Source organism: Paraburkholderia heleia NBRC 101817, assembly GCF_000739775.1.
Lineage (GTDB): Bacteria > Pseudomonadota > Gammaproteobacteria > Burkholderiales > Burkholderiaceae > Paraburkholderia > Paraburkholderia heleia.
The window spans coordinates 145,424-166,873 of sequence record NZ_BBJH01000020.1; the positions used below are offsets into that span (position 1 = coordinate 145,424).

Sequence of the window (21,450 nt, forward strand, 5' to 3'; positions counted from 1 at the left end):
TCTGTGTCGATGGAATGGCGCGTCAGCGCTTTTTCGGAGATGCAGGCGGGACGAGGTCGATGCCGCCCGCCGAAAACGGATGGCAGCGGCACAGCCGCCGCGCGGCGAGGTAAGTCCCACGCGCGGCGCCATGATACTGGATTGCCTCGCGTGCGTAATCCGAACAGGAAGGATAAAAACGGCACCGGCTGCCGAGGAGGGGACTCACGGCAAGCTTGTAGAAACGCAGCAGTGCGATCAATACCGTTTGCATGGCGTTGCGGCCTGGCTGCGCCGCGTTCGATGACGAACCCCGTGCCGCTTGCGCGGCGGCTACGTCGGATATGCCGGACTCGCGCGCCCCGCTCATGATGCGCGGGTCTTGCTCTCGTCCGGCGGCAAATCTTTGCCGGCCTCGGCACGCGCCGGTTGCCCGGCTGCCTGCCCATCTGTTGCCGCAGCCTGCGTCGCGCAAGAGGTGCGCGCAGATGTCACAGGCGCAGCGCCGCAGCGCCGCGTGACTTCGCGCGCGGCCTTTTCGAGCAGCGTCTCGATCTCGCCGCGGCACAACGCCTTGAGCCCCGACGAAGACGCGCCCGGCAGCGCCTTGCGGTCGAACTTCGTATGCAGGCGCAGCAGCAGGTCGAAACCGTCGAACTGCGCACGGCGCACACGAAACGCTTCGCGGGCAATCCGGCGCACCAGGTTGCGCGTGACCGCGCGCGGCGCGTACTTCTTGCCGATCACGAGCCCGAGCCGCGCCTCGTTGCCGGTGGGCCGGCCGTACACGACGAAGTGCTCGGTGCGGCGCCAGGGGCGCAAACGAAAAACGGATGAGAACTCATCCGTTTTCAGTAGCCTTGCGGCTTTCGGAAAAGCGGCTTGCGTTCGCGACGGCATGACGCCCCGATCAGTTACCAGGTTCGTCCTGTTCGCCGTGCTCGCGAGCGGGCCGCTACCCGTGAATTCGCTGATAGCGATGCTGCCCGACTTAGACGGCGAGGCGCTTGCGACCCTTCGCACGGCGTGCGTTGATCACTTTGCGGCCACCAGCGGTCTTCATGCGCACGCGGAAACCGTGGGTACGCTTGCGACGGGTAACGGAAGGTTGGAAAGTACGTTTCATGTTGCTCTCACTGTTGAGTTTTGACCGCGGCGAGCATCGCGGAAAAAGGCAATGGCCGGTGGTACTAGGGATTGGTTTTCGAGGAACCCGCTATTTAAGCCGGTTTTTCGTTGGCCGTCAATAGGTTAGGCAATCGAACCTTCCGGAACGGCCAAGCGGCTCTGCCTCGGCCGTGGCGCGGGCACGAACGAGCGTGCGTTGATCCGTCCCTGTGGATAACTTCCTGGTGAGGGGATTTCGGCGTTAGAATCTCGCCTATCCCAAGAATCCTGCATGCCGCTCCGGCCCGCCTGCTTGCCGCAAGACCTTTGCCGCGCGGGCTTCCGGAGCCATTGCCGTCGCCTCGTCAGGGCCTCGTCGCGTATGTGCGGCAAGAGCGGGGCGACAGACATGCATGCAAACAAAACGACCACAGCAACTCGATGAACGAATTCTGGCAACACTGTTCCGCACTGCTGGAGCGTGAGCTAACGCCCCAGCAGTACGTGACGTGGATTAAACCGTTGGCCCCGGTTGCCTTCGATGCTGCGGCGAACACGCTGCAGATAGCCGCTCCCAACCGTTTCAAGCTCGACTGGGTCAAGAGCCAGTTTTCGGGCCGGATCGCCGATCTGGCGCGCGACTTCTGGCAGGCCCCGGTCGACGTGCAGTTCGTCCTCGACCCGAAGGCGGGCATGCGCGCGCCCCACGTCGCACCTGCGGCCGCGTCGCGCGCGCCGCTGGCTGCCGCACCTGCGTCGGTCGTGAGCGCCGCCGCCGCGCCGCAACCGGCCGCCGTGAATGGGGGTACGGGCCTCGCCGGCATGGTGCAAGCCGCGTCGGCCGCCGCCGCGCAGGCCACCGCCGAAGACGCCGCCGACCTCGACCTGCCCAGCCTCGACGCCAACGAAGCCGCCGCCGGCCGCCGCACATGGCGCCCGGGCCAGGGGGCGGCTGCGGCCGCTTCGAGCGGCGAGCCGGACCCGACCTACGAGCGCTCGAAGCTCAACCCGGTGCTCACGTTCGACAACTTCGTGACGGGCAAGGCGAACCAGCTCGCGCGCGCGGCCGCGATCCAGGTCGCCGACAATCCCGGCATCTCGTACAACCCGCTGTTCCTCTACGGCGGCGTGGGCCTTGGCAAGACCCACCTGATCCACGCGATCGGCAACCAGCTCCTGCTCGACAAGCCGGGCGCGCGCATTCGCTACATCCACGCCGAACAGTATGTGTCCGACGTGGTGAAGGCCTACCAGCGCAAGGCGTTCGACGACTTCAAGCGTTACTACCACTCGCTCGACCTGCTGCTGATCGACGATATCCAGTTCTTCTCGGGCAAGTCGCGCACGCAGGAAGAGTTCTTCTACGCGTTCGAGGCGCTCGTCGCCAACAAGGCCCAGGTGATCATCACGAGCGATACGTATCCGAAGGAAATCTCGGGTATCGACGACCGTCTGATCTCGCGTTTCGACTCGGGCCTGACCGTGGCGATCGAGCCGCCGGAGCTCGAAATGCGCGTGGCCATTTTGATGCGCAAGGCGCAATCGGAAGGCGTCAGCCTGAACGAGGACGTGGCGTTCTTCGTCGCGAAGCACCTGCGCTCGAACGTGCGCGAACTCGAAGGCGCGCTGCGCAAGATCCTCGCGTACTCGAAGTTCCACGGCCGCGAGATCTCGATCGAGCTGACCAAGGAAGCGCTCAAGGACCTGCTGACGGTGCAGAATCGCCAGATTTCGGTCGAGAACATCCAGAAGACGGTGGCGGACTTCTACAGCATCAAGGTCGCCGACATGTATTCGAAGAAGCGCCCGGCGAATATCGCGCGCCCGCGCCAGATCGCCATGTATCTGGCCAAGGAGCTCACGCAGAAGAGCCTGCCGGAAATCGGTGAGCTGTTCGGCGGCCGCGACCACACCACGGTGCTGCACGCCGTGCGCAAGATCGCCGACGAACGCACCAAGGACGCCCAGCTCAATCACGAGCTGCACGTGCTCGAGCAGACGCTGAAGGGGTAACACGCATCAGGCGACGGCGCTGGAATGGCGGGGCTCACGGTCGCATTCCGAAGGATTTGCCCTGTTTATTTCGCGGATCGCCCCCAATTTAGGGAAGTGGTCCGTTTTCAGGCACAATATGGGTTTAACCGCCCGGCGGTCCGGGGCGGGAACCACGCCGCGGCCTGTGCTGCATCCACCGCCTGAGCGGCGCCAAAGTCGCCGGGCGCACCCGCAGATTCGTGGGGGCGCGTCGGCAATACCGGCGCCAGGCGGGCGCGCAGACCGTCACATCAACGAAGGAACTCTATGCAACTGGTCAAGACCGAACGCGATAACCTGCTGAGGCCGCTGCAAACGGTGAGCGGCATTGTCGAACGCCGCCACACGTTGCCGATCCTCGCCAATCTGCTGATCACCAAAACCGGTTCCGACGTCTCGTTCCTGTCGACCGACCTCGAGTTGCAGATCACCACGACCGCCGATTTCGGCGTCGGCAACGACCAGGTGGCCACGACGGTCGCGGCGCGCAAGCTGCTCGATATCCTGCGCGCCATGCCCGACGGCCAGGTCACGCTCACGCTCGCCGACAAGCGCCTCACGGTGCAGTCGGGCAAGAGCCGCTTCGCCCTGCAAACGCTCGCCGCGGACGAGTTCCCCACGGTGGCGCAGGCGAAGGACTTCGGCGCGAACCTCGCGGTGCCGCAGAAGACGTTCCGCCAGTTGCTCGGCATGGTGTATTTCGCCATGGCGCAGCAGGACATCCGCTACTACCTGAACGGCATGCTGCTCGTCGTGGACGGCGACCAGCTCATGGCAGTCGCGACCGACGGCCACCGCCTCGCGTTCTCGTCGATGAAGATCGAAGGCTCGTTCGCGCGCCAGGAAGTCATCATCCCGCGCAAGACCATTCTCGAACTGCAGCGCCTGCTCGAAGATATCGACGACGTGCTGAAGATCGACATCGGTTCGACGCAGGTGAAGTTCACCTTCGGCCAGGTCGAGCTCGTCTCGAAGCTCGTGGAGGGCAAGTTCCCCGACTTCCAGCGTGTGATCCCGAAGGCGCACAAGAACACCTTCCAGATCGGCCGCGAAGAACTGCAGCGCTCGCTGCAACGCGCGGCCATTCTCACGTCCGACAAGTTCAAGGGCGTGCGCTGCATCATCGAGCCGGGCCAGCTCAAGATCATGTCGACCAACGCCGACCAGGAAGAGGCGCAGGAAGAACTGGAAATCGCCTACCAGGGCGACACCATCGACATCGGGTTCAACGTCACGTATCTGCTCGACGTACTCGCGAACCTGAAGGTCGACACGCTGGAAGTGAGCCTCGGCGACGCCAGTTCCAGCGCACTCATCACGATTCCCGAGAACGAGGAATTCAAGTACGTGGTGATGCCGATGCGCATCTAAAAAGCGCGACAGAAGAAGAACACCAGGGGGCGCTGCGCCCCTTTGGCGTTTTTATGGCTTTTTGAAAAAGTCTCGAGCAGTAACACAGGCAGTACGCAGAACCGGAAAATTCCATGACTGATACGAACAACGCGCAACCCGACAACAGCAGCTATGGCGCCTCGTCGATCCAGATCCTCGAAGGTCTGGAGGCGGTGCGCAAGCGGCCCGGGATGTACATCGGCGACACGTCGGACGGCACCGGTCTGCACCATCTCGTCTTCGAGGTGCTGGACAACTCGATCGACGAAGCCCTCGCCGGCTACTGTAACGACATTCACGTGGTGATCCACGCGGACAACTCCATCTCGATCACCGACAACGGCCGCGGCATTCCCACGGACGTGAAGATGGACGACAAGCACGATCCGAAGCGCAGCGCCGCCGAAATCGTGATGACCGAGCTGCACGCGGGCGGCAAGTTCGACCAGAACAGCTACAAGGTCTCGGGCGGCCTGCACGGCGTGGGCGTGTCGTGCGTGAACGCGCTCTCGAGCTTCCTGCGTCTCACGGTGCGCCGCGACGGCAAGAAGCACTTCATGGAATTTCACCGCGGCGTGCCGCAGAACCGTGTGATCGAGGAGCGCGACGGCCACGCGGTCTCGCCCATGCAACTGCTCGGCGAAACCGAGAATCGCGGCACCGAAGTGCACTTCATGGCCGACGAAACCATCTTCGGCAGCGTGGAGTACCACTACGACATTCTCGCCAAGCGTATTCGCGAACTTTCGTTCCTGAACAACGGCGTGCGCATTCGCCTGACCGACCAGCGCACCGGCAAGGAAGACGATTTCGCTTTCGCGGGCGGCGTGAAGGGCTTTGTCGAGTACATCAACAAGGCCAAGCAGGTGCTGCACCCGAACATTTTCTACATTCAGGGCGAGAAGGACGGCGTGGGCGTCGAAGTGGCGATGCAGTGGAACGACAGCTACAACGAAAGCGTGCTGTGCTTCACCAACAACATCCCGCAGCGCGACGGCGGCACGCACTTGACCGGCCTGCGCGCGGCGATGACGCGCGTGATCAACAAGTACATTGCCGACAACGAAATCGCGAAGAAGGCCAAGGTGGAAACCTCGGGCGACGACATGCGCGAAGGGTTGTCGTGCGTGCTTTCCGTGAAGGTGCCGGAGCCGAAGTTCAGCTCGCAGACGAAGGACAAGCTGGTTTCCTCGGAAGTGCGTGCGCCGGTGGAAGAAGTCGTGGCGAAGGCGCTTGAAGAGTTCCTGCTGGAAACGCCGAACGACGCGAAGACGATTTGCGGCAAGATCGTCGACGCCGCGCGGGCTCGCGACGCCGCGCGCAAGGCGCGCGAGATGACGCGCCGCAAGGGCGTGCTCGACGGCGTGGGCCTGCCGGGCAAGCTCGCGGACTGCCAGGAAAAGGATCCGGCGAAGTCGGAAGTCTATATCGTCGAGGGCGACTCGGCAGGCGGCTCGGCCAAGCAAGGCCGCGATCGCAAGTTCCAGGCAATCCTGCCGTTGCGCGGCAAGGTGCTGAACGTCGAAAAGGCCCGCTACGACAAGCTGCTGTCTTCCGAGCAGATCGTCACGCTCATCACCGCGCTCGGCTGCGGCATCGGCAAGGACGACTACAACCTCGACAAGCTGCGCTATCACCGCATCATCATCATGACCGACGCGGACGTGGACGGCGCGCACATCCGCACGCTGCTGCTCACGTTCTTCTATCGCCAGATGCCGGAGATGATCGAGCGCGGCTACGTGTATATCGCGCAGCCGCCGCTGTACAAGCTCAAGGCGGGTAAGGACGAGCGTTATCTCAAGGACGATTCGGAGCTCAACGCACATATGCTGCGTCTCGCGCTGCAAGGCTCGGAGCTCGTGCCGAGCGAAGGCGCGACGCCGATCTCCGGCGACGCGCTCGGCGAACTCGCGCGCTCGTACCAGCTTGCACGCGGTGTGGTGGATCGTCTGTCGCGTCTGTATGACGAGCGCGCGCTCGAAGCGATCATGGACGGCGTGGCGATCGACCTGTCGAGCGAAGCGTCGACCGAGGCTTCGGCGCGTGCACTCGAAGCGCAGTTGCGCGACGATCCGCTCAAGCCTGAGGTGAGCGTGGTGCCGATGTACGACCAGGTGCGCGAGCAACGTTCGCTGCGCGTGGAGCGCCGCCATCACGGCAACGTGAAGGTCTCGGTGATCGACGAGGAGTTCCAGCTCACCGCCGACTATCAGCAGCTCGTGAACACGGCCAATACGTTCAAGGGCTTGATCGGCAAGAACGCCGTGATCAAGCGCGGCGAGCGCAGCATGGCCGTGAACGACTTCAAGAGCGCGATGAAATGGCTGATCGCCGATGCCGAGCGCAACGTGTCGAAGCAGCGCTATAAGGGGCTTGGCGAGATGAACCCCGAGCAGCTGTGGGAAACGACGATGGACCCGACTGTGCGGCGTCTGCTGCGCGTGCAGATCGAGGACGCGATCGCCGCAGACGGCATCTTCACGACGCTCATGGGCGACGATGTCGAGCCGCGTCGTGCGTTTATCGAAAGCAATGCGTTGCGGGCGGGGAATATCGACGTTTGATCGTTGGTTCTGATGCCTTCATCGAAAAACAAACGCCCGGTTTCCGGGCGTTTGTTTTTTTGTCCTGCCTCACGCCTCGACTCAAACCGGAAAGCCCACTGGAATGACATAGACGACGCTCTGCCCGGAAGGCAAACCGAGCGCCTGGGCTGCCTGCGGCCCATCGACCGCGCCCACGGGCACAGCGACAAGCCCGAGCGCAACGGCCTGCAGCAGCAGGTTCTGGGCGGCGTGTCCGGCCTCGAGGTCGCTATACACACTGGCTCTCGCCCCATACCTCTGGGTGAGACGGCCGGGATCGGCAGCCACCACGATCAAGGCCGGCGCCGCCCCGACAGACGCTTGCCCGAGTGCGAGCGCTTGCAGCCTGGGGCGCAGATCGGGCGTCGCTCGCGTCTGCGCCCGGTGGCCTTGGGGCACGTAGTGCATTACCTCCGCTGCGGTCACCATGTAGAGTTCGAGCGCATACAAAGCCCCGGCCGAAGGCGCTGCGCGCTTGCCGTCCGGGCTAGTGATGCCCTGGCCAGCCCACATCAGCTGGCCGACGGTCTCGACAGGCAACGGGTCGGAGCGGAACCTGCGCACGGACCTGCGCCGCTGGATGGCATCCTCCAGCGAGACCGTGCCGGACACTTTGGGTTTGGGCAGCGCGATCTCACTGGTGTACTTCGCCGGCCTCTCCTGCGCCTGGCCGGTGGAAACCTGGGTCATTGCGCCCGCAGCCAGTGCGGCCAGCAGTTCACGGCGTTTCATCCGGCGCCTCCATGAGTGACGGCGCAGGCCCGCATGGCCTTCGCGATTCTCGCTATTTCATATTTTTGAGCGGCACTCGGGCCATGGCGCAATTTGATCAACAATCGCGTGCCGGCCCACTCGCAGAAGTTATAGACCGTAAATTCGAGATTACGAGGTCCGATTTGACGTCGCGATTTTCTTCCCCCGCTATCCACAGCCCCCAGCGGATAACTCTCGGAAAACCCCTGGAAATCACTGTGCATGAATCGGGGATAACTTCGGCCGCGCGCAAACTGCGGAAAAGTTGCCAGCAGCTGCCTCGCGTTGTCCCATGAGCGCCCGCAAGGTTATGTTTTTCCCACACCCTTGTTTACTCAATGGTTTTCCGGGGTTATCCACAGAATACCCAGGGGCTTGTTAACTATTACTACGTTTACGTATACATACGTTATTAAAACCCTGGAACCCTCGCATCGGAAACGAAGATGCCGCCATGAGACGTCCTGGCGGCATCGTTCAAACCACGTTCAAACCGTACGGATCAAGTGCTTTATGCGAGCGGGATATAAAGCTCCGTCTTCAAGTCGTCCGGCGCCGCCTCATCGGGCGTATTCAGATAAATCTCGAACGACGGCGCCGAAAAGTCCGGCGTGCGTCCGAGCTTCTGCAATCCCTCGTTGTAAAACCACGTCCACGCCTGGCCCAGCCCCTGATACGGCCCCTTGTGCAGCATCATCGCGTGCTCGCCGCCACGCAGCCGGAACTTCTCGACAGGCGCCACGATTTCCACATCGGTTTCCTGCCCCAGATGCAGCGCCGCCTTTGAGCGCAGCTTCGATTCTTCGACCGTATTGGGATCGTCGTAATAGATGCCGACCATCTTCGACCCCGACGTGCGCACGTTACGCTCGCCGAGCCATTGCGCGAGCGTGTAGAACGCGTCGCCGATCTTCATGTACGGACCCACGTGGCTGACGGCGAGCAAGTCCATCGGCTCGAGGGTGACAAGGTTCACGTCGTGCTTTTTCATGATGGCGTCTCCTGGTGCGATGGCCGCGCGATTGCGCAGCGCCTGCGAACCAGGATAGCACCACGCTCCGTGCGGTGCCCCTGGCGTGCCGGGGGCACGCGCCTCACAAACCCACGCGCGTCACCGGATGCGCCTCGAGCCACGTGTTCTCTTCATCGTCGTAGAGCCGCGAGCGCGTGAGAAAGCGCAGGCCAGTAGGACGTTCGAGCGAAAACATGCCGCCGTTGCCTGGCACGACGTCGATGATGAGCTGGGTGTGCTGCCAGTACTCAAACTGCGCCTGGGTCATATAGAACGGCATCCCGCCGATTTCTCCCAATTGCACGTCGGCATTGCCGACCATGAACTCGCCGACGGGAAAGCACATGGGCGCACTGCCGTCGCAGCAGCCGCCCGACTGATGAAAGAGCAGGGACCCGTGCTCGCGCGCCAGCTGCTCGATCAGCGCGAGCGCGGCCGGCGTGGCGGTAACGCGTTCGACCATGTCGTGACGCTCCTCTCAAGAGGCAAAGAAGGAGGCGTCGCGCGCGGCTGCCGCCTGCGAACCGCAAACCGCCGCGCGCGACGCATAGGGCACACCGTGCGATCAGAAGAATCCGAGCGGCTGCTCGCTATAGCTCACGAGGAGGTTCTTCGTCTGCTGGTAGTGGTCGAGCATCATCTTGTGGTTTTCGCGCCCGATGCCAGACTGCTTGTAGCCGCCGAACGCCGCGTGCGCCGGGTAAGCGTGGTAGCAGTTGGTCCACACGCGCCCCGCCTGGATCGCGCGGCCGAAGCGATAGGCTCGCGTGCCGTCGCGCGTCCACACGCCCGCGCCGAGGCCGTAGAGCGTGTCGTTGGCGATTTCCAGCGCTTCCTCTTCTGTCTTGAAAGTCGTGACCGACACGACGGGTCCGAAAATTTCCTCCTGGAAGATGCGCATCTTGTTGTGGCCGCGGAAGACGGTGGGTTTCACGTAATAACCGTCGCCGAGTTCGCCGGTGAGTGTGTTGCGCTCGCCGCCGATCAGGCATTGCGCGCCTTCCTGCTTGCCGAGGTCGATATACGAGAGGATCTTCTCGAGCTGCTCCTGCGAGGCCTGCGCGCCGATCATCGTTTTCGTGTCGAGCGGGTGGCCCTGCTGGATCGCCGCTACGCGCTTGAGCGCGCGCTCCATGAAGCGGTCATAGATCTTCTCGTCGATCAGCACGCGCGACGGGCACGTGCACACCTCGCCCTGGTTGAGCGCGAACATCGCGAACCCTTCGAGCGCCTTGTCGAAATAACTGTCGTCGTGGTCGAGCACGTCGGCGAAGAAGATGTTCGGGCTCTTGCCGCCCAGCTCCAGCGTCACGGGAATGAGGTTCTGGCTCGCGTACTGCATGATGAGGCGGCCCGTGGTCGTTTCGCCCGTGAAGGCGATCTTGGCGATGCGCTTGCTCGAGGCGAGCGGCTTGCCGGCTTCGAGCCCGAAGCCGTTCACCACGTTGAGCACGCCGGGCGGCAGCAGGTCCTGGATCAGTTCGGTGAGCACGAGGAACGACGCGGGTGTTTGCTCGGCGGGCTTGAGCACCACGCAGTTGCCGGCCGCGAGCGCGGGCGCGAGCTTCCAGGCGGCCATGAGAATCGGGAAGTTCCACGGAATGATCTGGCCGACCACGCCCAGCGGCTCATGGAAGTGATACGCGACCGTGTCGTGATCGATCTCGGAGATGCCGCCTTCCTGCGCGCGCACGCAGCCCGCGAAATAGCGGAAGTGGTCGGCGGCGAGCGGGATGTCCGCGGCGAGCGTTTCGCGCAGCGGCTTGCCGTTGTCGATGGTCTCGGCCACGGCGATCTTGTGGAGGTTCTGCTCGATGCGATCGGCGATGCGGTTGAGAATGTTGGCGCGCTCGGCGGACGAGGTCCTGCCCCATGCGGCTTTCGCTTTGTGTGCGGCGTCGAGCGCGAGTTCGATGTCGGCTTCGCGCGAGCGCGCAATGGACGTGAACGCGTGGCCCGTGATGGGCGAGATATCGTCGAAATACTCGCCGCCGAGCGGCGCCACCCACTCGCCGCCGATGAAGTTGCCATACTGCTTCTTGTACGGGAATTCCGTGGTCAGGAATTGCATGTCCGCGTGATTCATCTGCGTGCTCCTCAATGTTCTCGATCTCGATATGGACGGGCGCAGCCAGGCTGCGCTACCGCGGCACGCTAACGCGAGAACCATGCCAGCGCGCCGGCGCAGTGGCGCGCTGCCGGGCAGTCGCGGCTCAGCGCGTCCATGCATTCCGGAATGCGCGGCGCGCGGGCCTGCGGGGCGGAGAAACGATTGCGTCAGGCCGGAACAGAGGCGCGGCCAACTGCTCAAGAAGTGAACAGCCCGGGCGCGCAACAGTGGCGGGGGTCGAAGATTTGCCGCGCGCGGGCCTCACTTGCGGTAGGCTTTGCACCCGTAACAGTCAGGAGAGTCTGCATGTCGAGTACATTCGTTTGCCGCAACCAGTCGTGCGGCACCCCGTGGGATCAGAGCGAGGTCGTGATCAAGAACGAAGGGCAGGGGCCCTTGTTCCGGTGTCCCTTGTGCGGCGCCCGCAACTACCTGGAACAGTTCGAGGACGACGACGGGAACGTCGTTTATGAACAGGTGGACGGCAAGCCGTTCCTCTGAGCGCTGGCGGGTGGACGATCTGGACTGCGCGCCTGATGCCGGCGGGAGTCCGAAAAGCTGGGCACCCGGACCTCAGTTCAATCGTCTGGATCCCGAAGTTTTTCGCCGCCGTCCGTGCGGTTGCAGACATGGACGGCGTGGCAAGTGCCTGAGCGGCCTGCCGCTGCACGGCGAAGCGTGAGAGCCGGCCAGCGAGGTGCCGCTTTCAGCGGCGTCCATCTCCAATTTAGTCGGACTATTTGTTACCTATCCATACGGGTAGGCTGGCGAGCGCCCCGGAGCGTCCTACAGTACTTCATACGATAAGAAACCACGGCGGGACCAACGGGGAAAGCCATGACATTCGTCGAACAGGAAATCGCGCACATCGCGCGCGTGATGCCGCCGTCGCTGGCTGGCGATTTCGAGATACCGGTGATGGGTGTTGCGTACTGGCGCAAGCGCCTGCACGCGCTTCTGAGGCAAAACCATCTGACTCACGTTCAGCTTTCGACCGTCGACACGCTGCTGCGCCAGCTCGACGGCTTCGAGGCGCTCGGCCGCTGGCTGCCGCGCCCGAAGCAGGCATCGCGCCACGTGAGGCGCGTGAAGTAACCCAGGCCAGTGGCCGCGCAGAAATGCAAAAAGCCCGATCGCAAGGATCGGGCTTTTTGGCTGAATTCGCTGGTGGGGCGTGAGTGACTCGAACACTCGACCTACGGATTAAGAGTCCGCTGCTCTACCAACTGAGCTAACGCCCCCAACAGAAAAAAGATTATGCAGGACTTTTCTGAGCTTGGCAAGCTCTCCCTGCAAATTTTCCGAAAATAGTTTGTCGAGGCTGCGGCGCAAACTTCGGCTGCCCAGGCGTTTGTACCTTTACCGCGAGGGCCGTCCCGGCCCGGTATGATGTCGCCACTGCCTGGCCTCGGGCCAGCTTTCAAGCCAGTCGCTGTGCACCGCCTGTTCGCCGAAGCTGGCAGCGGACGGCCGCAATCGGCTGGAATCGTCGCACGGCAATCCACAAAGGCAAACGATGGACGACAACGCAATCGACGCGCTGCTGGAGCGCGTGCTGGCCCCGTGGGTGCGCGCGCTCGGGATGAAGCCCGTCGAGGTCTCGGAAGACAGCGCCACCCTGCGCCTGCCGTTTTCCGGCGAGTTGCGGCATTCGGGCGGCGTGATCTGCGGCCAGGTGTTCATGGCGGCGGCGGACACGGCCATGATCGTCGCGATCACGGCCGCGCTCGGCGGCTTCAAGCCCATGACGACCGTTGCGCTGAACACCAGTTTCATGCGCGCGGTGCGCAAGGGCGACGTGCTCGTGACGGCCCGCGTGCTGCGCACGGGCCGCAATCTGGTGTTCGGCGAAATAGAACTCTACGACGAAGACGGCCGGATGGCCGTTCACGCAACCTCGACTTACGCGCTGCTCGATTAAGCTTGGCGCTTCCGATCGTTTTCGGTCGCTTCGAAGGACGTAGAAGGCATGTTCGATCAGGTGGTTTTCGCCGGCGGCGGCAATCGCTGCTGGTGGCAGGCGGGGTTCTGGGACATCGTGCAGCCCGAGCTGCGCATTCGCCCGCGCGTCATTACGGGCATCTCGGCGGGCGCGGCCACCGCGTGCATGCTCTACACGCGCGACGCCGACTGGGTCATGCGCTACTACGAGGAAGCCCTGCGCCACAACAAGCGCAATGCCTACTGGGGCAATCTGCTGCGCGGCGAGTCGGTGTTTCCGCATTACCGCATCTATCGCCAGGCGCTGCTCGACATCTATGGCGAGCCGTTCACGCAGCTACAGGATGCCCCTGAGATCCGCATCGGCGTGTCGCATGTACCGCGCTGGCTCGGCGCGCGCAGCGCCGTGGCAGCGGGTCTCATTGCGTACAACATCGAAAAGCACATCCGCAAGACGCTGCATCCCACGCTCGGGCGTCGGCTCGGGTTCCATCCGGAGTTCGTGACGGCGCAGGAGTGCGCGAGCGTCGAGGATCTGGCCGATCTCATCCTGCAGTCGTCATGCACGCCGCCGTTCACGCCGGTGCTGCGGCGCGACGGCCGCCCGGTGCTCGACGGCGGCATGGTCGACAACGTGCCGGTCGGCGCGCTCGACGACTCGCCTGGCAACGTACTGGTGATGGTGACGCGGCTCTATCCGCGTCCGCAGATGTTCGTGGTGCGGCATCAGGCGATACAGGGTGTGCAGCAGCGCCTTTACGTGCAGCCGTCGGCCAGGGTGCCGATCTCGAGCTGGGACTACACGAGCCCGCAGCAGATGCAGCACGCCTACAACCTCGGCCGCGTGGACGCAGAGCGTTTCCTCGCGCGTTTGCCCGAGGTCATGGAAGCGGCCGCTAACGCCTGAGCGCACGCGGCCGCATCGAAATCACACAAAGTCCCGTGAAGGGCGGCGCACGCCGCCCCGCGCAACTGCGCTTACTTGCGGCGGCCGCCTTGCAGCGCTTCGGGGTTGGCGACGTTCGCGTGATCGCCCGAGTCGAACGCGAGGATGTTGCGGAACGCGGCGCCGAAGTACAGCTCGTAGCTCTCGCGCTCCACATAGCCGATGTGCGGCGTGCAGATCACGTTTTCCATGCGCAGCAGGCTGTAGCCCTGCAGGATCGGCTCGCTCTCGTACACGTCGATCGCGACCATGCCCGGCCGGTTGTGCGAAAGCGCGCCGAGCAGCGCGTTTTCTTCCATCAGCTCCGCGCGGCTCGTGTTGACGAGCAGCGACGTGGGCTTCATGCGCAGCAGATCTTCCTGCTTGACGATCCCGCGCGTGTCATCGTGCAGGCGTAAATGTAGCGAGAGCACGTCGCTCTCTTCGAAAATCGCCTCGCGGCTTGCGGCGGCTTCATAGCCGTCGGCGCGCGCCGCTTCGAGTGAATGCTCGCGGCCCCATACCAGCACGCGCATGCCGAAGGCCTTGCCGTAGCCGGCCACGAGCCGGCCGATCTTGCCGTAGCCCCAGATGCCGAGCGTCTGACCGCGCATCACCTGGCCGAGGCCGAAGTTGGGCGGCATAGCCGAGGTCTTGAGGCCCGACTGTTGCCACGCGCCCTGCTTGAGGTTGGCGACGTACTGCGGAATGCGGCGCTGCGCGGCCATGATGAGCGCCCACGTGAGCTCGGCGGGCGCGACCGGCGAACCGGTGCCTTCGAGCACGGCGATGCCGCGTTCGGTGCAGGCCTCGATGTCGATGTGCGGACCGGCCTTGCCCGTCTGGCTGATCATGCGCAGATGCGGGAGTTTGTCGAGCAGTTGCGAGGTAATGCGCGTGCGTTCGCGAATCAGGACAAGCGCGTCGACTTCGGCGAGGCGGCTGGCGAGCTGGCCGAGGCCGCGCACTGTGTTGTTGAAAACCTTGACCTCGTGGTCGGCGAGCAGTTGAAAGCAGTCGAGCTTGCGGACGGCGTCCTGGTAGTCGTCAAGGATGGCAATTTTCATGGCGGCGGGTTGTTTTGCGTGTTTTGCATCGCGCCTTTCGTAGCGCGACTTCGGTGTTTATCTGGTGGTTATCCCACTATGCAGCGCCGGGAAGGCTGGTATGAATATGGGGAGCCTTCACGTCGCTCGCCGCGTGCAGCAGCAGGTATTGCAATTGCGCAAACCCGAGGCTACGCACGCAGGTTTTTGACGCGGCAATCAGCCGCGAATCTGCAACTTTTAACAGCTTGTCGGGCTCCGATGCAAGCCGCTTTACAGACGGTTTCGAACCCCAGGCCAAAGGACCTTGACGACCTGCCCAACTGCGCGAATCGGTTCATGTGTCGATCTGCCAGTCGACATTCGGTTCGCATGAGTGGCGCCTCTCGCATGCAGCGTCGAAAAGGGCCGATTTCTTTTTTACAGCCCTAAAAAATGGAGACAGCTCGATGAACCATCCCGACTACCAAGCCCAGGCCGCCGCGCAGGTGCCAGCCTGGGTCAGGCACCGGAAACTGATCGACTGGGTGCAGAAAATCGCTGCGCATACGCAGCCGGATCGCATCGTGTGGTGCGACGGCTCCCAGCAAGAATACGACCGCCTGTGTGCGCAGATGGTCGAGGCCGGCACGATGCGCCGCCTCAATCCGCAGAAGCGTCCGAATTCGTATCTCGCGTGCTCCGACCCCTCGGACGTCGCGCGCGTCGAAGACCGGACCTTCATCTGTTCCCCGAATCAGGAAGATGCCGGCCCCACCAACAACTGGGTCGCGCCTGCCGAAATGCGCGCGACGCTCGATGGCCTGTTCGCAGGCTCGATGCGCGGCCGTACGATGTATGTCGTACCGTTCTCGATGGGCCCGCTCGGCTCGCCCATCGCGCATATCGGCGTGGAGCTGTCCGATAGCCCCTACGTCGTCGCGAACATGCGCATCATGACGCGCATGGGCCGCGCCGTGTACGACGTGCTCGGCGAAGACGGCGCATTCGTGCCGTGCGTGCACAGCGTGGGCGCGCCGCTCGCGGCAGGCGGGAAGGACGTGCCGTGGCCGTGCAACACGACGAAGTACATTGTCCACTTCCCGCAAACGCGCGAGATCTGGAGCTATGGCTCGGGTTACGGCGGCAATGCGCTGCTCGGCAAGAAATGCTTCGCGCTGCGCATCGCATCGACCATGGGCCGCGACGAAGGCTGGCTCGCAGAACACATGCTGATTCTCGGCGTGCGTTCGCCGGAAGGCCGCAAGTACCACGTCGCGGCGGCGTTCCCGTCGGCGTGCGGCAAGACCAATTTCGCCATGCTGATTCCGCCGCCCGCCATGAACGGCTGGGAAATCACCACGATCGGCGACGATATTGCATGGATCAAGCCCGGCGCCGATGGCCGCCTCTACGCGATCAACCCGGAGGCGGGCTACTTCGGCGTGGCGCCGGGCACCGGCGAGAAGACCAACTTCAACGCCATGGCGACGCTCAAGGAGAACGTGATCTTCACAAACGTCGCCCTGACCGACGACGGCGACGTCTGGTGGGAAGGCATGACCGACGAGCCGCCCGCGCACGCGATCGACTGGCTGGGCAACGACTGGACCCCCGCCATCGGCAAGGAGACCGGCCGCAAGGCCGCGCATCCGAACGCGCGCTTCACGGCGCCCGCGTCGCAGTGCCCGTCGATCGATCCCGAGTGGGAAAACCCCAAGGGCGTGGCCATCGATGCGTTCATCTTCGGCGGCCGCCGTTCGACCACGGTGCCGCTCGTGACCGAGGCGCGCGACTGGACCGAGGGCGTGTACATGGCCGCGACCATGGGCTCGGAAACCACGGCTGCGGCCGCGGGGCAGCAGGGCGTGGTGCGCCGCGATCCCTTCGCGATGCTGCCGTTCTGCGGCTACAACATGGCCGACTACTTCGGCCATTGGCTCGACGTGGGCGAACGCCTTGCCAGGAGCGGCGCGACGGTGCCGCGCATCTTCTGCGTGAACTGGTTCCGCAAGGGGCCGGACGGCAAGTTCGTATGGCCGGGCTTCGGCGAGAACATGCGCGTGCTCGAGTGGATGGTGCGCCGTATCGAGGGCAAGGCCACGGGCGGCGAGCACGCATTCGGCGTGTCGCCTCGCTACGGCGACCTCGACTGGAGCGGCCTGAACTTCAGTGAGGCGCAGTTCGAGCAGGTGATTTCGATAGACGCCGACGCCTGGCGCGCCGAACTCGCGCTGCACGCCGAACTGTTCGACAAGCTGGCTCATGGCTTGCCGCAAGTGTTGAAGGACGCCCGCAAGGCGCTGGAAACACGCCTGTGAGTATGTGATGTGAGCGCTCGCTAACCAAATGGCCGCCCTCGGGCGGCCATCTTCATTTTCGGGGTCGAATGTGTTGATGCGATGCAGAGGCCCGTCTGTTTGGTGGTTGAGCGGCTATTTCGCTGCAACGCGCAAAATTGTTTCTTCTGCGGTAACAATTGGACCCCCGTTAATGCATTTTGGGGTGCAGTCGAAGAATTCGTAAAGAAAATAAGGGCTTCGGAGGCAACTTCTGCAGGATTTCCGCTGTCGTAGGAGAATTCGCGGTTTCCTCCGCTGATTAACAGCGGGGTAGCAACAGGCAGGAGTTGTCTCATGGATCATTTGCAGTCGATGCGAGTATTCGTCAAAGTGGCCGACCTCGGCAGTTTCGCCCGGGCCGCTTCTGCGATGGATATCTCCAACGCGGTTGCGACGCGGCATGTTGCCGACCTCGAAGGTCGGCTCGGCACGCGTTTGCTCAACCGCACGACCCGCAGTCTCTCCCTGACCGAATCGGGTCAGGTCTATCTCGAGCGCGCCCGCCAGATTCTCGATGAACTCGAGGATGTCGAACAGATGGTCGTCGCGCGTAATCACGAGCCCGTCGGCACGCTGCGCATCGTCGCGCCGGTCGTGTTCGGGCTCCACAATCTCGCTCCCGTGCTGCAGACGTACACGCAGCGCTATCCGCAGGTCATTCCCGACGTCACGTTGGTGGACCGTCAGGTCGATCTCGTCGAAGAGGGCTTCGATCTGGGCGTCGTGACGGCGCGCCAGATGCGCAGCGCCAGCATCGTCACGCGCCGGCTCACCACGGGCTGCATGACCGTGTGCGCCACCCCGGCGTACCTCGAAAAGCACGGCACGCCCACGCGCCCCGAGCACCTCATGGAGCATCCGAGCCTCTCGCTGCCCTCCGAATACTGGGGCGACGAGCGCGTTTTCACGGGGCCGGACGGCGAAGTGCGCGTGCGCCCGACCAACGTGATCGTGGCGAACAACACCGAGATGCTGCGCCAGTTCGCGCTGCTCGGCATGGGCATCGCGATTCTGCCGAGCTACCTGATCGGCCGCGACATGACGCGCGGGCGCCTCGTGCGGCTGCTTGGCGACTATCGTCTGCCGCAGGTGGAGATCAACGTCGCGTATCCGAGCCGCCGTCACCTGCCGGCCAAGGTGCGCACGTTTATCGACCATCTCGTCGAGCACTTCAGCCAGACGCCCAACAGCCAGCTTGGCGAGCAGTGGGTCAAGGACGGCCTCGCGCGCCCGGCGGTGGCGGCACGCAACGGCGTTGCGAGCGACGACTACGATGGCGTGCAGCCTGCGCCGGGCGGGAGCCTGCACGACGGCGAGCGCAACGGCATGGACGGCGAGCGCGCACCGAAAGCCGCGCGCGCTTCGGCGGCACGTACCCGGACATCGGCAATTTCGCCGCTATGAGCCCGATATCCCTGCTCATCGGTCGATAAAAAAGGCGCAGCTTCGTGAGAAGCTGCGCCTTTTTGCTTTGCTGCGCCTGAGGCCGGTGACGGCCCGCGCAAGGCGCGCTTTGGACCCTGTCGCTTAGGACCCTGTCTTACGCGTCGGGGTCTTGCGGGCGGCGGTTTTGCGCGCCGGTGCGGCTTTGGCGGCCGCCGTCTTGCGCGCTGGCTTCGCCTTGCCTTCTTCTGCCGAATCCGCCGCGTCGTTCGCGGCATCGACGGTAGCCTCGGCCGCTGCGGCCGACTTCTTCGCGACAGTCCTGGCCGCCGCCGTCTTTGCGCTCGGCTCCTTCTTCTCGAACTCGAAGCCGATCTTGCCGTCCGGCTGCTTGACGAGGAAAGCCTTGAAGTTGCGGCCCGTACGCGAAGACTTGAAGTTGGCCAGCAAGTCCGTGCGGCCTTCAGCCAGCAGTTTCGCCATCTGCTCGCGCGCAATCTCCTGCTGCAGGATCACCTTGCCCGAACGGAAGTCGCAGGTCTTCGGATTCGCGACCGAGTGCTCGCACACGTAGCTCATGCCGTGTTCGTACACGCGTGCCTTGCACTTCGGGCACGCGCCCACCGGTTCCTGCTGCGAGAAGTCGGGCGCTTCGCCGTCTTCCGCGCCGGAGTCCTGGCCAAAATCGAACTCGAGCTTGTAGTTCTTGATTTCGTCGTCGAACGAGAGCTTGAGGATGGCCGAGAACGGCCGGCCCATCTTGCTGCGGAAGCCCGAGAGCGGGCCGATCGTCTTGTTCTGCAGCAACTCTTCCACTTCGGGGATTTCGAACTGACGGCCGCCCGGAATCTTCGAGATCGAGAACTCGCACTTCGTGCATGCGAAGCGGCGGTAGTTTTCCTTCACCTGGCCACCGCAGTTCGGACACGGCGTTTGAAGCGTCGCGTAGTCGCCGGGGATCGTGTCCGAGTCGTATTCCTTCGCGCGCTTCACGATGGTCTGCGTCATGCGGGCGATTTCCTGCATGAACGCGTCGCGCGGCAGCTTGCCGCGCTCCATCTGCGAAAGCTTGTACTCCCATTCGCCGGTGAGTTCCGGCGCGGTGAGCTCTTTCACACCGAGACCGCGCAAGAGCGTCATGAGCTGGAAGGCCTTGGCCGTCGGGATCAGTTCGCGGCCCTCGCGCACGAGATACTTTTCGCCGAGCAGACCTTCGATGATCGCCGCACGCGTGGCCGGCGTGCCAAGGCCCTTGGCGGCCATGGCCTCGCGCAGCTCTTCGTCGTCCACGAGCTTGCCCGCGCCTTCCATGGCCGAAAGCAGCGTCGCTTCGTTGTAGCGCGCAGGCGGCTTGGTCACGAGCTGGTGCGCCGCGATCTTGTCGGTCTTGACCTTCTCGTCCTTCTTCACCGGCACGAGGTTGGCGTCGTCGCCGCCCGCGTCGCGGCCATAGACCTGCAGCCAGCCCGGCTCGACCAGCACCTTGCCTTCGGTCTTGAAGTGATGTCCGGCGACTTCGGTGATACGCGTGGTGACGCGATATTCCGCCGCCGGGAAGAACACGGCGAGGAAGCGCTTGACGACGAGGTCGTACAGCTTCTGCTCGGGTTCCGAGAGCGATTTCGGTGCCTGCAGCGTGGGGATGATGGCGAAGTGGTCGCTGATCTTCGAGTTGTCGAAAATGCGCTTGTTCGGCTTCACCCAGCCCTTGTCGAGCACCTGCTTCGCGTGCGGCAGGTAGTTGTTGCTCTCCTTGAGCATTTCGAGCGTTTCTTTCACCGTGCCCATGTAATCCTCGGGCAGCGCGCGCGAATCGGTACGCGGGTAGGTGAGTACCTTGTGCTTTTCGTACAGCGCCTGGGCGAGGCCAAGCGTGTTCTTGGCCGAAAAGCCGAAGCGGCCATTGGCTTCACGCTGCAGGCTCGTCAGGTCGAAGAGCGCGGGCGAGAGCTGGGTGGACGGCTTCGATTCTTCGGTGACCGTGCCTTCGCGGCCATGGCAGGCCGCGACGATGGTCTCGGCTGCCGGCAGGCTCCAGAGGCGCGAATCGCGCTTTTCCGGATCGAACTCGTCCTTCTTGAATTTCGGGTCAAACCAGCGGCCTTCGTAGAAGCCGTTTGCGCAGACGAACTCCGCACGCACTTCCCAATAATCGCGCGGGATGAATCGGCGGATTTTCTCTTCGCGTTCGACGACGATCGACAAGGTCGGCGTCTGAACGCGGCCAACCGTCGTGAGGAAGAAGCCGCCGCCCTTGCTGTTGAAGGCGGTCATCGCGCGCGTGCCGTTGATGCCGACAAGCCAGTCGGCTTCCGAGCGGCAGCGGGCCGCGTCGGCGAGCGGCTGCATGTCGTGGTCGCTGCGCAGGTTCGCGAAGCCGTCGCGGATCGCCTGCGGCGTCATCGACTGGAGCCACAGGCGCTGGACCGGCTGCTTCGCCTTCGCGTGCTGCGCGATCAGGCGGAAGATCAGTTCGCCCTCGCGCCCCGCGTCGCAGGCGTTGATGAGCTGCGTGACGTCCTTGCGCTTCATCAGCTTGTTGAGCACCTTGAGCCGCGACTCGCTCTTGGCGATCGGGTTCAGGTCGAAGTGCGGCGGGATCACGGGCAGGTGAGCGAAGCTCCATTTGCCGCGCTTGACCTCGTATTCTTCCGGCGCTGCGATTTCCAGCAGATGGCCGACCGCCGACGAGAGCACGTAGTCGTCGCTCTCGTAGTACTCGTCATGCTTGGTAAAACCGCCCAGCGCGCGCGCGATGTCGTTCGCGACGGATGGCTTCTCGGCGATGATCAGAGCTTTGGACATGACTGGTTGCTTGTGGGTGTATCCGGTTGGCGCCCCGGGGCCGATGCCGCCTGA

The 21,450-nt window shown here is 63.7% G+C and carries 18 protein-coding genes, 1 tRNA gene and 1 pseudogene; 9 read left to right on the top strand and 11 right to left on the bottom strand.

Annotated elements, in window-relative coordinates; translation table 11 throughout:
* Positions 1-22 precede the first annotated feature (22 nt).
* From yidD to rpmH, 3 genes and pseudogenes are all read right to left on the bottom strand, one after another.
* Positions 23-253 (bottom strand): membrane protein insertion efficiency factor YidD, encoded by a 231-nt coding sequence (yidD, locus tag BHE01S_RS17475; RefSeq protein WP_042266160.1) that lies wholly within the window; start codon positions 251-253, stop codon positions 23-25.
* Between the two features lie 203 nt (positions 254-456).
* Positions 457-879 (bottom strand): annotated as a pseudogene (gene rnpA, locus BHE01S_RS17480) (ribonuclease P protein component); the annotation flags it as partial.
* Positions 880-970: 91 nt separating this feature from the next.
* On the bottom strand, positions 971-1,105 hold the full coding sequence (gene rpmH / locus BHE01S_RS36845; protein WP_026120950.1) for a 50S ribosomal protein L34: 135 nt from the start codon (positions 1,103-1,105) through the stop codon (positions 971-973).
* Positions 1,106-1,527: 422 nt separating this feature from the next.
* Here rpmH and dnaA point away from each other — a divergent pair, with 422 nt between their 5' ends.
* The 3 genes from dnaA to gyrB all read left to right on the top strand — a co-directional run bounded on the left by dnaA (position 1,528) and on the right by gyrB (position 7,079).
* Complete coding sequence (gene dnaA, locus BHE01S_RS17490) at positions 1,528-3,099, top strand: chromosomal replication initiator protein DnaA (RefSeq protein ID WP_042266079.1); 1,572 nt, start codon at positions 1,528-1,530, stop codon at positions 3,097-3,099.
* A gap of 288 nt (positions 3,100-3,387) precedes the next feature.
* Positions 3,388-4,491 carry a DNA polymerase III subunit beta gene (gene dnaN / locus BHE01S_RS17495; RefSeq protein WP_028203240.1) on the top strand — a complete coding sequence of 368 codons (1,104 nt, stop codon included), beginning with the start codon at positions 3,388-3,390 and terminating at the stop codon, positions 4,489-4,491.
* Between the two features lie 113 nt (positions 4,492-4,604).
* Complete coding sequence (gyrB, locus tag BHE01S_RS17500) at positions 4,605-7,079, top strand: DNA topoisomerase (ATP-hydrolyzing) subunit B (protein WP_042266080.1); 2,475 nt, start codon at positions 4,605-4,607, stop codon at positions 7,077-7,079.
* 81 nt (positions 7,080-7,160) lie between these two features.
* On the opposite strand, the gene BHE01S_RS17505 is transcribed toward gyrB, so the two are convergent.
* From BHE01S_RS17505 to adh, 4 genes are all read right to left on the bottom strand, one after another.
* Positions 7,161-7,832 carry a SagB/ThcOx family dehydrogenase gene (locus tag BHE01S_RS17505; protein WP_042266081.1) on the bottom strand — a complete coding sequence of 224 codons (672 nt, stop codon included), beginning with the start codon at positions 7,830-7,832 and terminating at the stop codon, positions 7,161-7,163.
* A gap of 532 nt (positions 7,833-8,364) precedes the next feature.
* Positions 8,365-8,844 (bottom strand): AraC family transcriptional regulator, encoded by a 480-nt coding sequence (locus BHE01S_RS17510; RefSeq protein WP_042266082.1) that lies wholly within the window; start codon positions 8,842-8,844, stop codon positions 8,365-8,367.
* Between the two features lie 103 nt (positions 8,845-8,947).
* Positions 8,948-9,328: a DUF779 domain-containing protein gene (locus BHE01S_RS17515; protein ID WP_042266084.1), complete on the bottom strand. Its 381-nt coding sequence runs from the start codon at positions 9,326-9,328 to the stop codon at positions 8,948-8,950.
* A 102-nt stretch (positions 9,329-9,430) separates the two neighbouring features.
* Positions 9,431-10,951 (bottom strand): aldehyde dehydrogenase, encoded by a 1,521-nt coding sequence (gene adh, locus BHE01S_RS17520; protein WP_042266085.1) that lies wholly within the window; start codon positions 10,949-10,951, stop codon positions 9,431-9,433.
* 330 nt (positions 10,952-11,281) lie between these two features.
* On the opposite strand from adh, the gene BHE01S_RS17525 reads away from it, so the two are divergent.
* Both BHE01S_RS17525 and BHE01S_RS17530 read left to right on the top strand, forming a co-directional pair.
* A complete protein-coding gene (locus BHE01S_RS17525; protein ID WP_042266086.1) occupies positions 11,282-11,476 on the top strand; it encodes a hypothetical protein in 195 nt (64 codons plus the stop codon).
* Positions 11,477-11,812: 336 nt separating this feature from the next.
* The gene (locus BHE01S_RS17530; RefSeq protein ID WP_042266092.1) at positions 11,813-12,070 is read left to right on the top strand and encodes a hypothetical protein; all 258 of its coding nucleotides are present in this window, start codon (positions 11,813-11,815) and stop codon (positions 12,068-12,070) included.
* 70 nt (positions 12,071-12,140) lie between these two features.
* On the opposite strand, the gene BHE01S_RS17535 is transcribed toward BHE01S_RS17530, so the two are convergent.
* Positions 12,141-12,216: transfer RNA gene (locus BHE01S_RS17535), tRNA-Lys, on the bottom strand.
* A 275-nt stretch (positions 12,217-12,491) separates the two neighbouring features.
* On the opposite strand from BHE01S_RS17535, the gene BHE01S_RS17540 reads away from it, so the two are divergent.
* Positions 12,492-12,896 (top strand): PaaI family thioesterase, encoded by a 405-nt coding sequence (locus tag BHE01S_RS17540; RefSeq protein WP_042266093.1) that lies wholly within the window; start codon positions 12,492-12,494, stop codon positions 12,894-12,896.
* A 48-nt stretch (positions 12,897-12,944) separates the two neighbouring features.
* Entirely contained in the window at positions 12,945-13,823 is an 879-nt protein-coding gene (locus tag BHE01S_RS17545; RefSeq protein WP_042266096.1) for a patatin-like phospholipase family protein, read from the top strand.
* A 71-nt stretch (positions 13,824-13,894) separates the two neighbouring features.
* Here BHE01S_RS17545 and BHE01S_RS17550 read toward each other — a convergent pair whose 3' ends face one another.
* A complete protein-coding gene (locus BHE01S_RS17550; RefSeq protein ID WP_042266098.1) occupies positions 13,895-14,908 on the bottom strand; it encodes a D-2-hydroxyacid dehydrogenase family protein in 1,014 nt (337 codons plus the stop codon).
* A gap of 428 nt (positions 14,909-15,336) precedes the next feature.
* Here BHE01S_RS17550 and BHE01S_RS17555 point away from each other — a divergent pair, with 428 nt between their 5' ends.
* Positions 15,337-17,187, top strand: coding sequence for a phosphoenolpyruvate carboxykinase (GTP) (locus tag BHE01S_RS17555; protein WP_042266099.1), 1,851 nt, complete (start codon positions 15,337-15,339; stop codon positions 17,185-17,187).
* Positions 17,188-17,207: 20 nt separating this feature from the next.
* Here the strand turns inward: BHE01S_RS17555 and BHE01S_RS37860 are convergent, their stop codons facing one another.
* The gene (locus tag BHE01S_RS37860) at positions 17,208-17,504 is read right to left on the bottom strand and encodes a hypothetical protein (protein WP_157025459.1); all 297 of its coding nucleotides are present in this window, start codon (positions 17,502-17,504) and stop codon (positions 17,208-17,210) included.
* On the opposite strand from BHE01S_RS37860, the gene BHE01S_RS17560 reads away from it, so the two are divergent.
* Positions 17,503-18,612 carry a LysR family transcriptional regulator gene (locus BHE01S_RS17560; RefSeq protein ID WP_042266100.1) on the top strand — a complete coding sequence of 370 codons (1,110 nt, stop codon included), beginning with the start codon at positions 17,503-17,505 and terminating at the stop codon, positions 18,610-18,612. The genes BHE01S_RS37860 and BHE01S_RS17560 overlap by 2 nt on opposite strands.
* Before the next feature lie 123 nt (positions 18,613-18,735).
* Here the strand turns inward: BHE01S_RS17560 and BHE01S_RS17565 are convergent, their stop codons facing one another.
* The gene (locus BHE01S_RS17565; RefSeq protein WP_042266102.1) at positions 18,736-21,396 is read right to left on the bottom strand and encodes a DNA topoisomerase III; all 2,661 of its coding nucleotides are present in this window, start codon (positions 21,394-21,396) and stop codon (positions 18,736-18,738) included.
* Positions 21,397-21,450 lie beyond the last annotated feature (54 nt).

What these genes read in the sequence shown, in the direction of transcription:
- BHE01S_RS17555 (WP_042266099.1), top strand. Translation starts at nt 15,337, where the DNA reads ATGAACCATCCCGACTACCAAGCCCAGGCCGCCGCGCAGGTGCCAGCC.
- BHE01S_RS17510 (WP_042266082.1), bottom strand. Translation starts at nt 8,844, where the DNA reads ATGAAAAAGCACGACGTGAACCTTGTCACCCTCGAGCCGATGGACTTG.
- BHE01S_RS37860 (WP_157025459.1), bottom strand. Translation starts at nt 17,504, where the DNA reads ATGAGACAACTCCTGCCTGTTGCTACCCCGCTGTTAATCAGCGGAGGA.
- BHE01S_RS17525 (WP_042266086.1), top strand. Translation starts at nt 11,282, where the DNA reads ATGTCGAGTACATTCGTTTGCCGCAACCAGTCGTGCGGCACCCCGTGG.
- BHE01S_RS17540 (WP_042266093.1), top strand. Translation starts at nt 12,492, where the DNA reads ATGGACGACAACGCAATCGACGCGCTGCTGGAGCGCGTGCTGGCCCCG.
- BHE01S_RS17515 (WP_042266084.1), bottom strand. Translation starts at nt 9,328, where the DNA reads ATGGTCGAACGCGTTACCGCCACGCCGGCCGCGCTCGCGCTGATCGAG.
- adh (WP_042266085.1), bottom strand. Translation starts at nt 10,951, where the DNA reads ATGAATCACGCGGACATGCAATTCCTGACCACGGAATTCCCGTACAAG.
- rpmH (WP_026120950.1), bottom strand. Translation starts at nt 1,105, where the DNA reads ATGAAACGTACTTTCCAACCTTCCGTTACCCGTCGCAAGCGTACCCAC.
- dnaA (WP_042266079.1), top strand. Translation starts at nt 1,528, where the DNA reads ATGAACGAATTCTGGCAACACTGTTCCGCACTGCTGGAGCGTGAGCTA.
- yidD (WP_042266160.1), bottom strand. Translation starts at nt 253, where the DNA reads ATGCAAACGGTATTGATCGCACTGCTGCGTTTCTACAAGCTTGCCGTG.
- BHE01S_RS17560 (WP_042266100.1), top strand. Translation starts at nt 17,503, where the DNA reads ATGGATCATTTGCAGTCGATGCGAGTATTCGTCAAAGTGGCCGACCTC.
- dnaN (WP_028203240.1), top strand. Translation starts at nt 3,388, where the DNA reads ATGCAACTGGTCAAGACCGAACGCGATAACCTGCTGAGGCCGCTGCAA.
- BHE01S_RS17530 (WP_042266092.1), top strand. Translation starts at nt 11,813, where the DNA reads ATGACATTCGTCGAACAGGAAATCGCGCACATCGCGCGCGTGATGCCG.
- BHE01S_RS17505 (WP_042266081.1), bottom strand. Translation starts at nt 7,832, where the DNA reads ATGAAACGCCGTGAACTGCTGGCCGCACTGGCTGCGGGCGCAATGACC.
- gyrB (WP_042266080.1), top strand. Translation starts at nt 4,605, where the DNA reads ATGACTGATACGAACAACGCGCAACCCGACAACAGCAGCTATGGCGCC.
- BHE01S_RS17550 (WP_042266098.1), bottom strand. Translation starts at nt 14,908, where the DNA reads ATGAAAATTGCCATCCTTGACGACTACCAGGACGCCGTCCGCAAGCTC.
- BHE01S_RS17545 (WP_042266096.1), top strand. Translation starts at nt 12,945, where the DNA reads ATGTTCGATCAGGTGGTTTTCGCCGGCGGCGGCAATCGCTGCTGGTGG.
- BHE01S_RS17565 (WP_042266102.1), bottom strand. Translation starts at nt 21,396, where the DNA reads ATGTCCAAAGCTCTGATCATCGCCGAGAAGCCATCCGTCGCGAACGAC.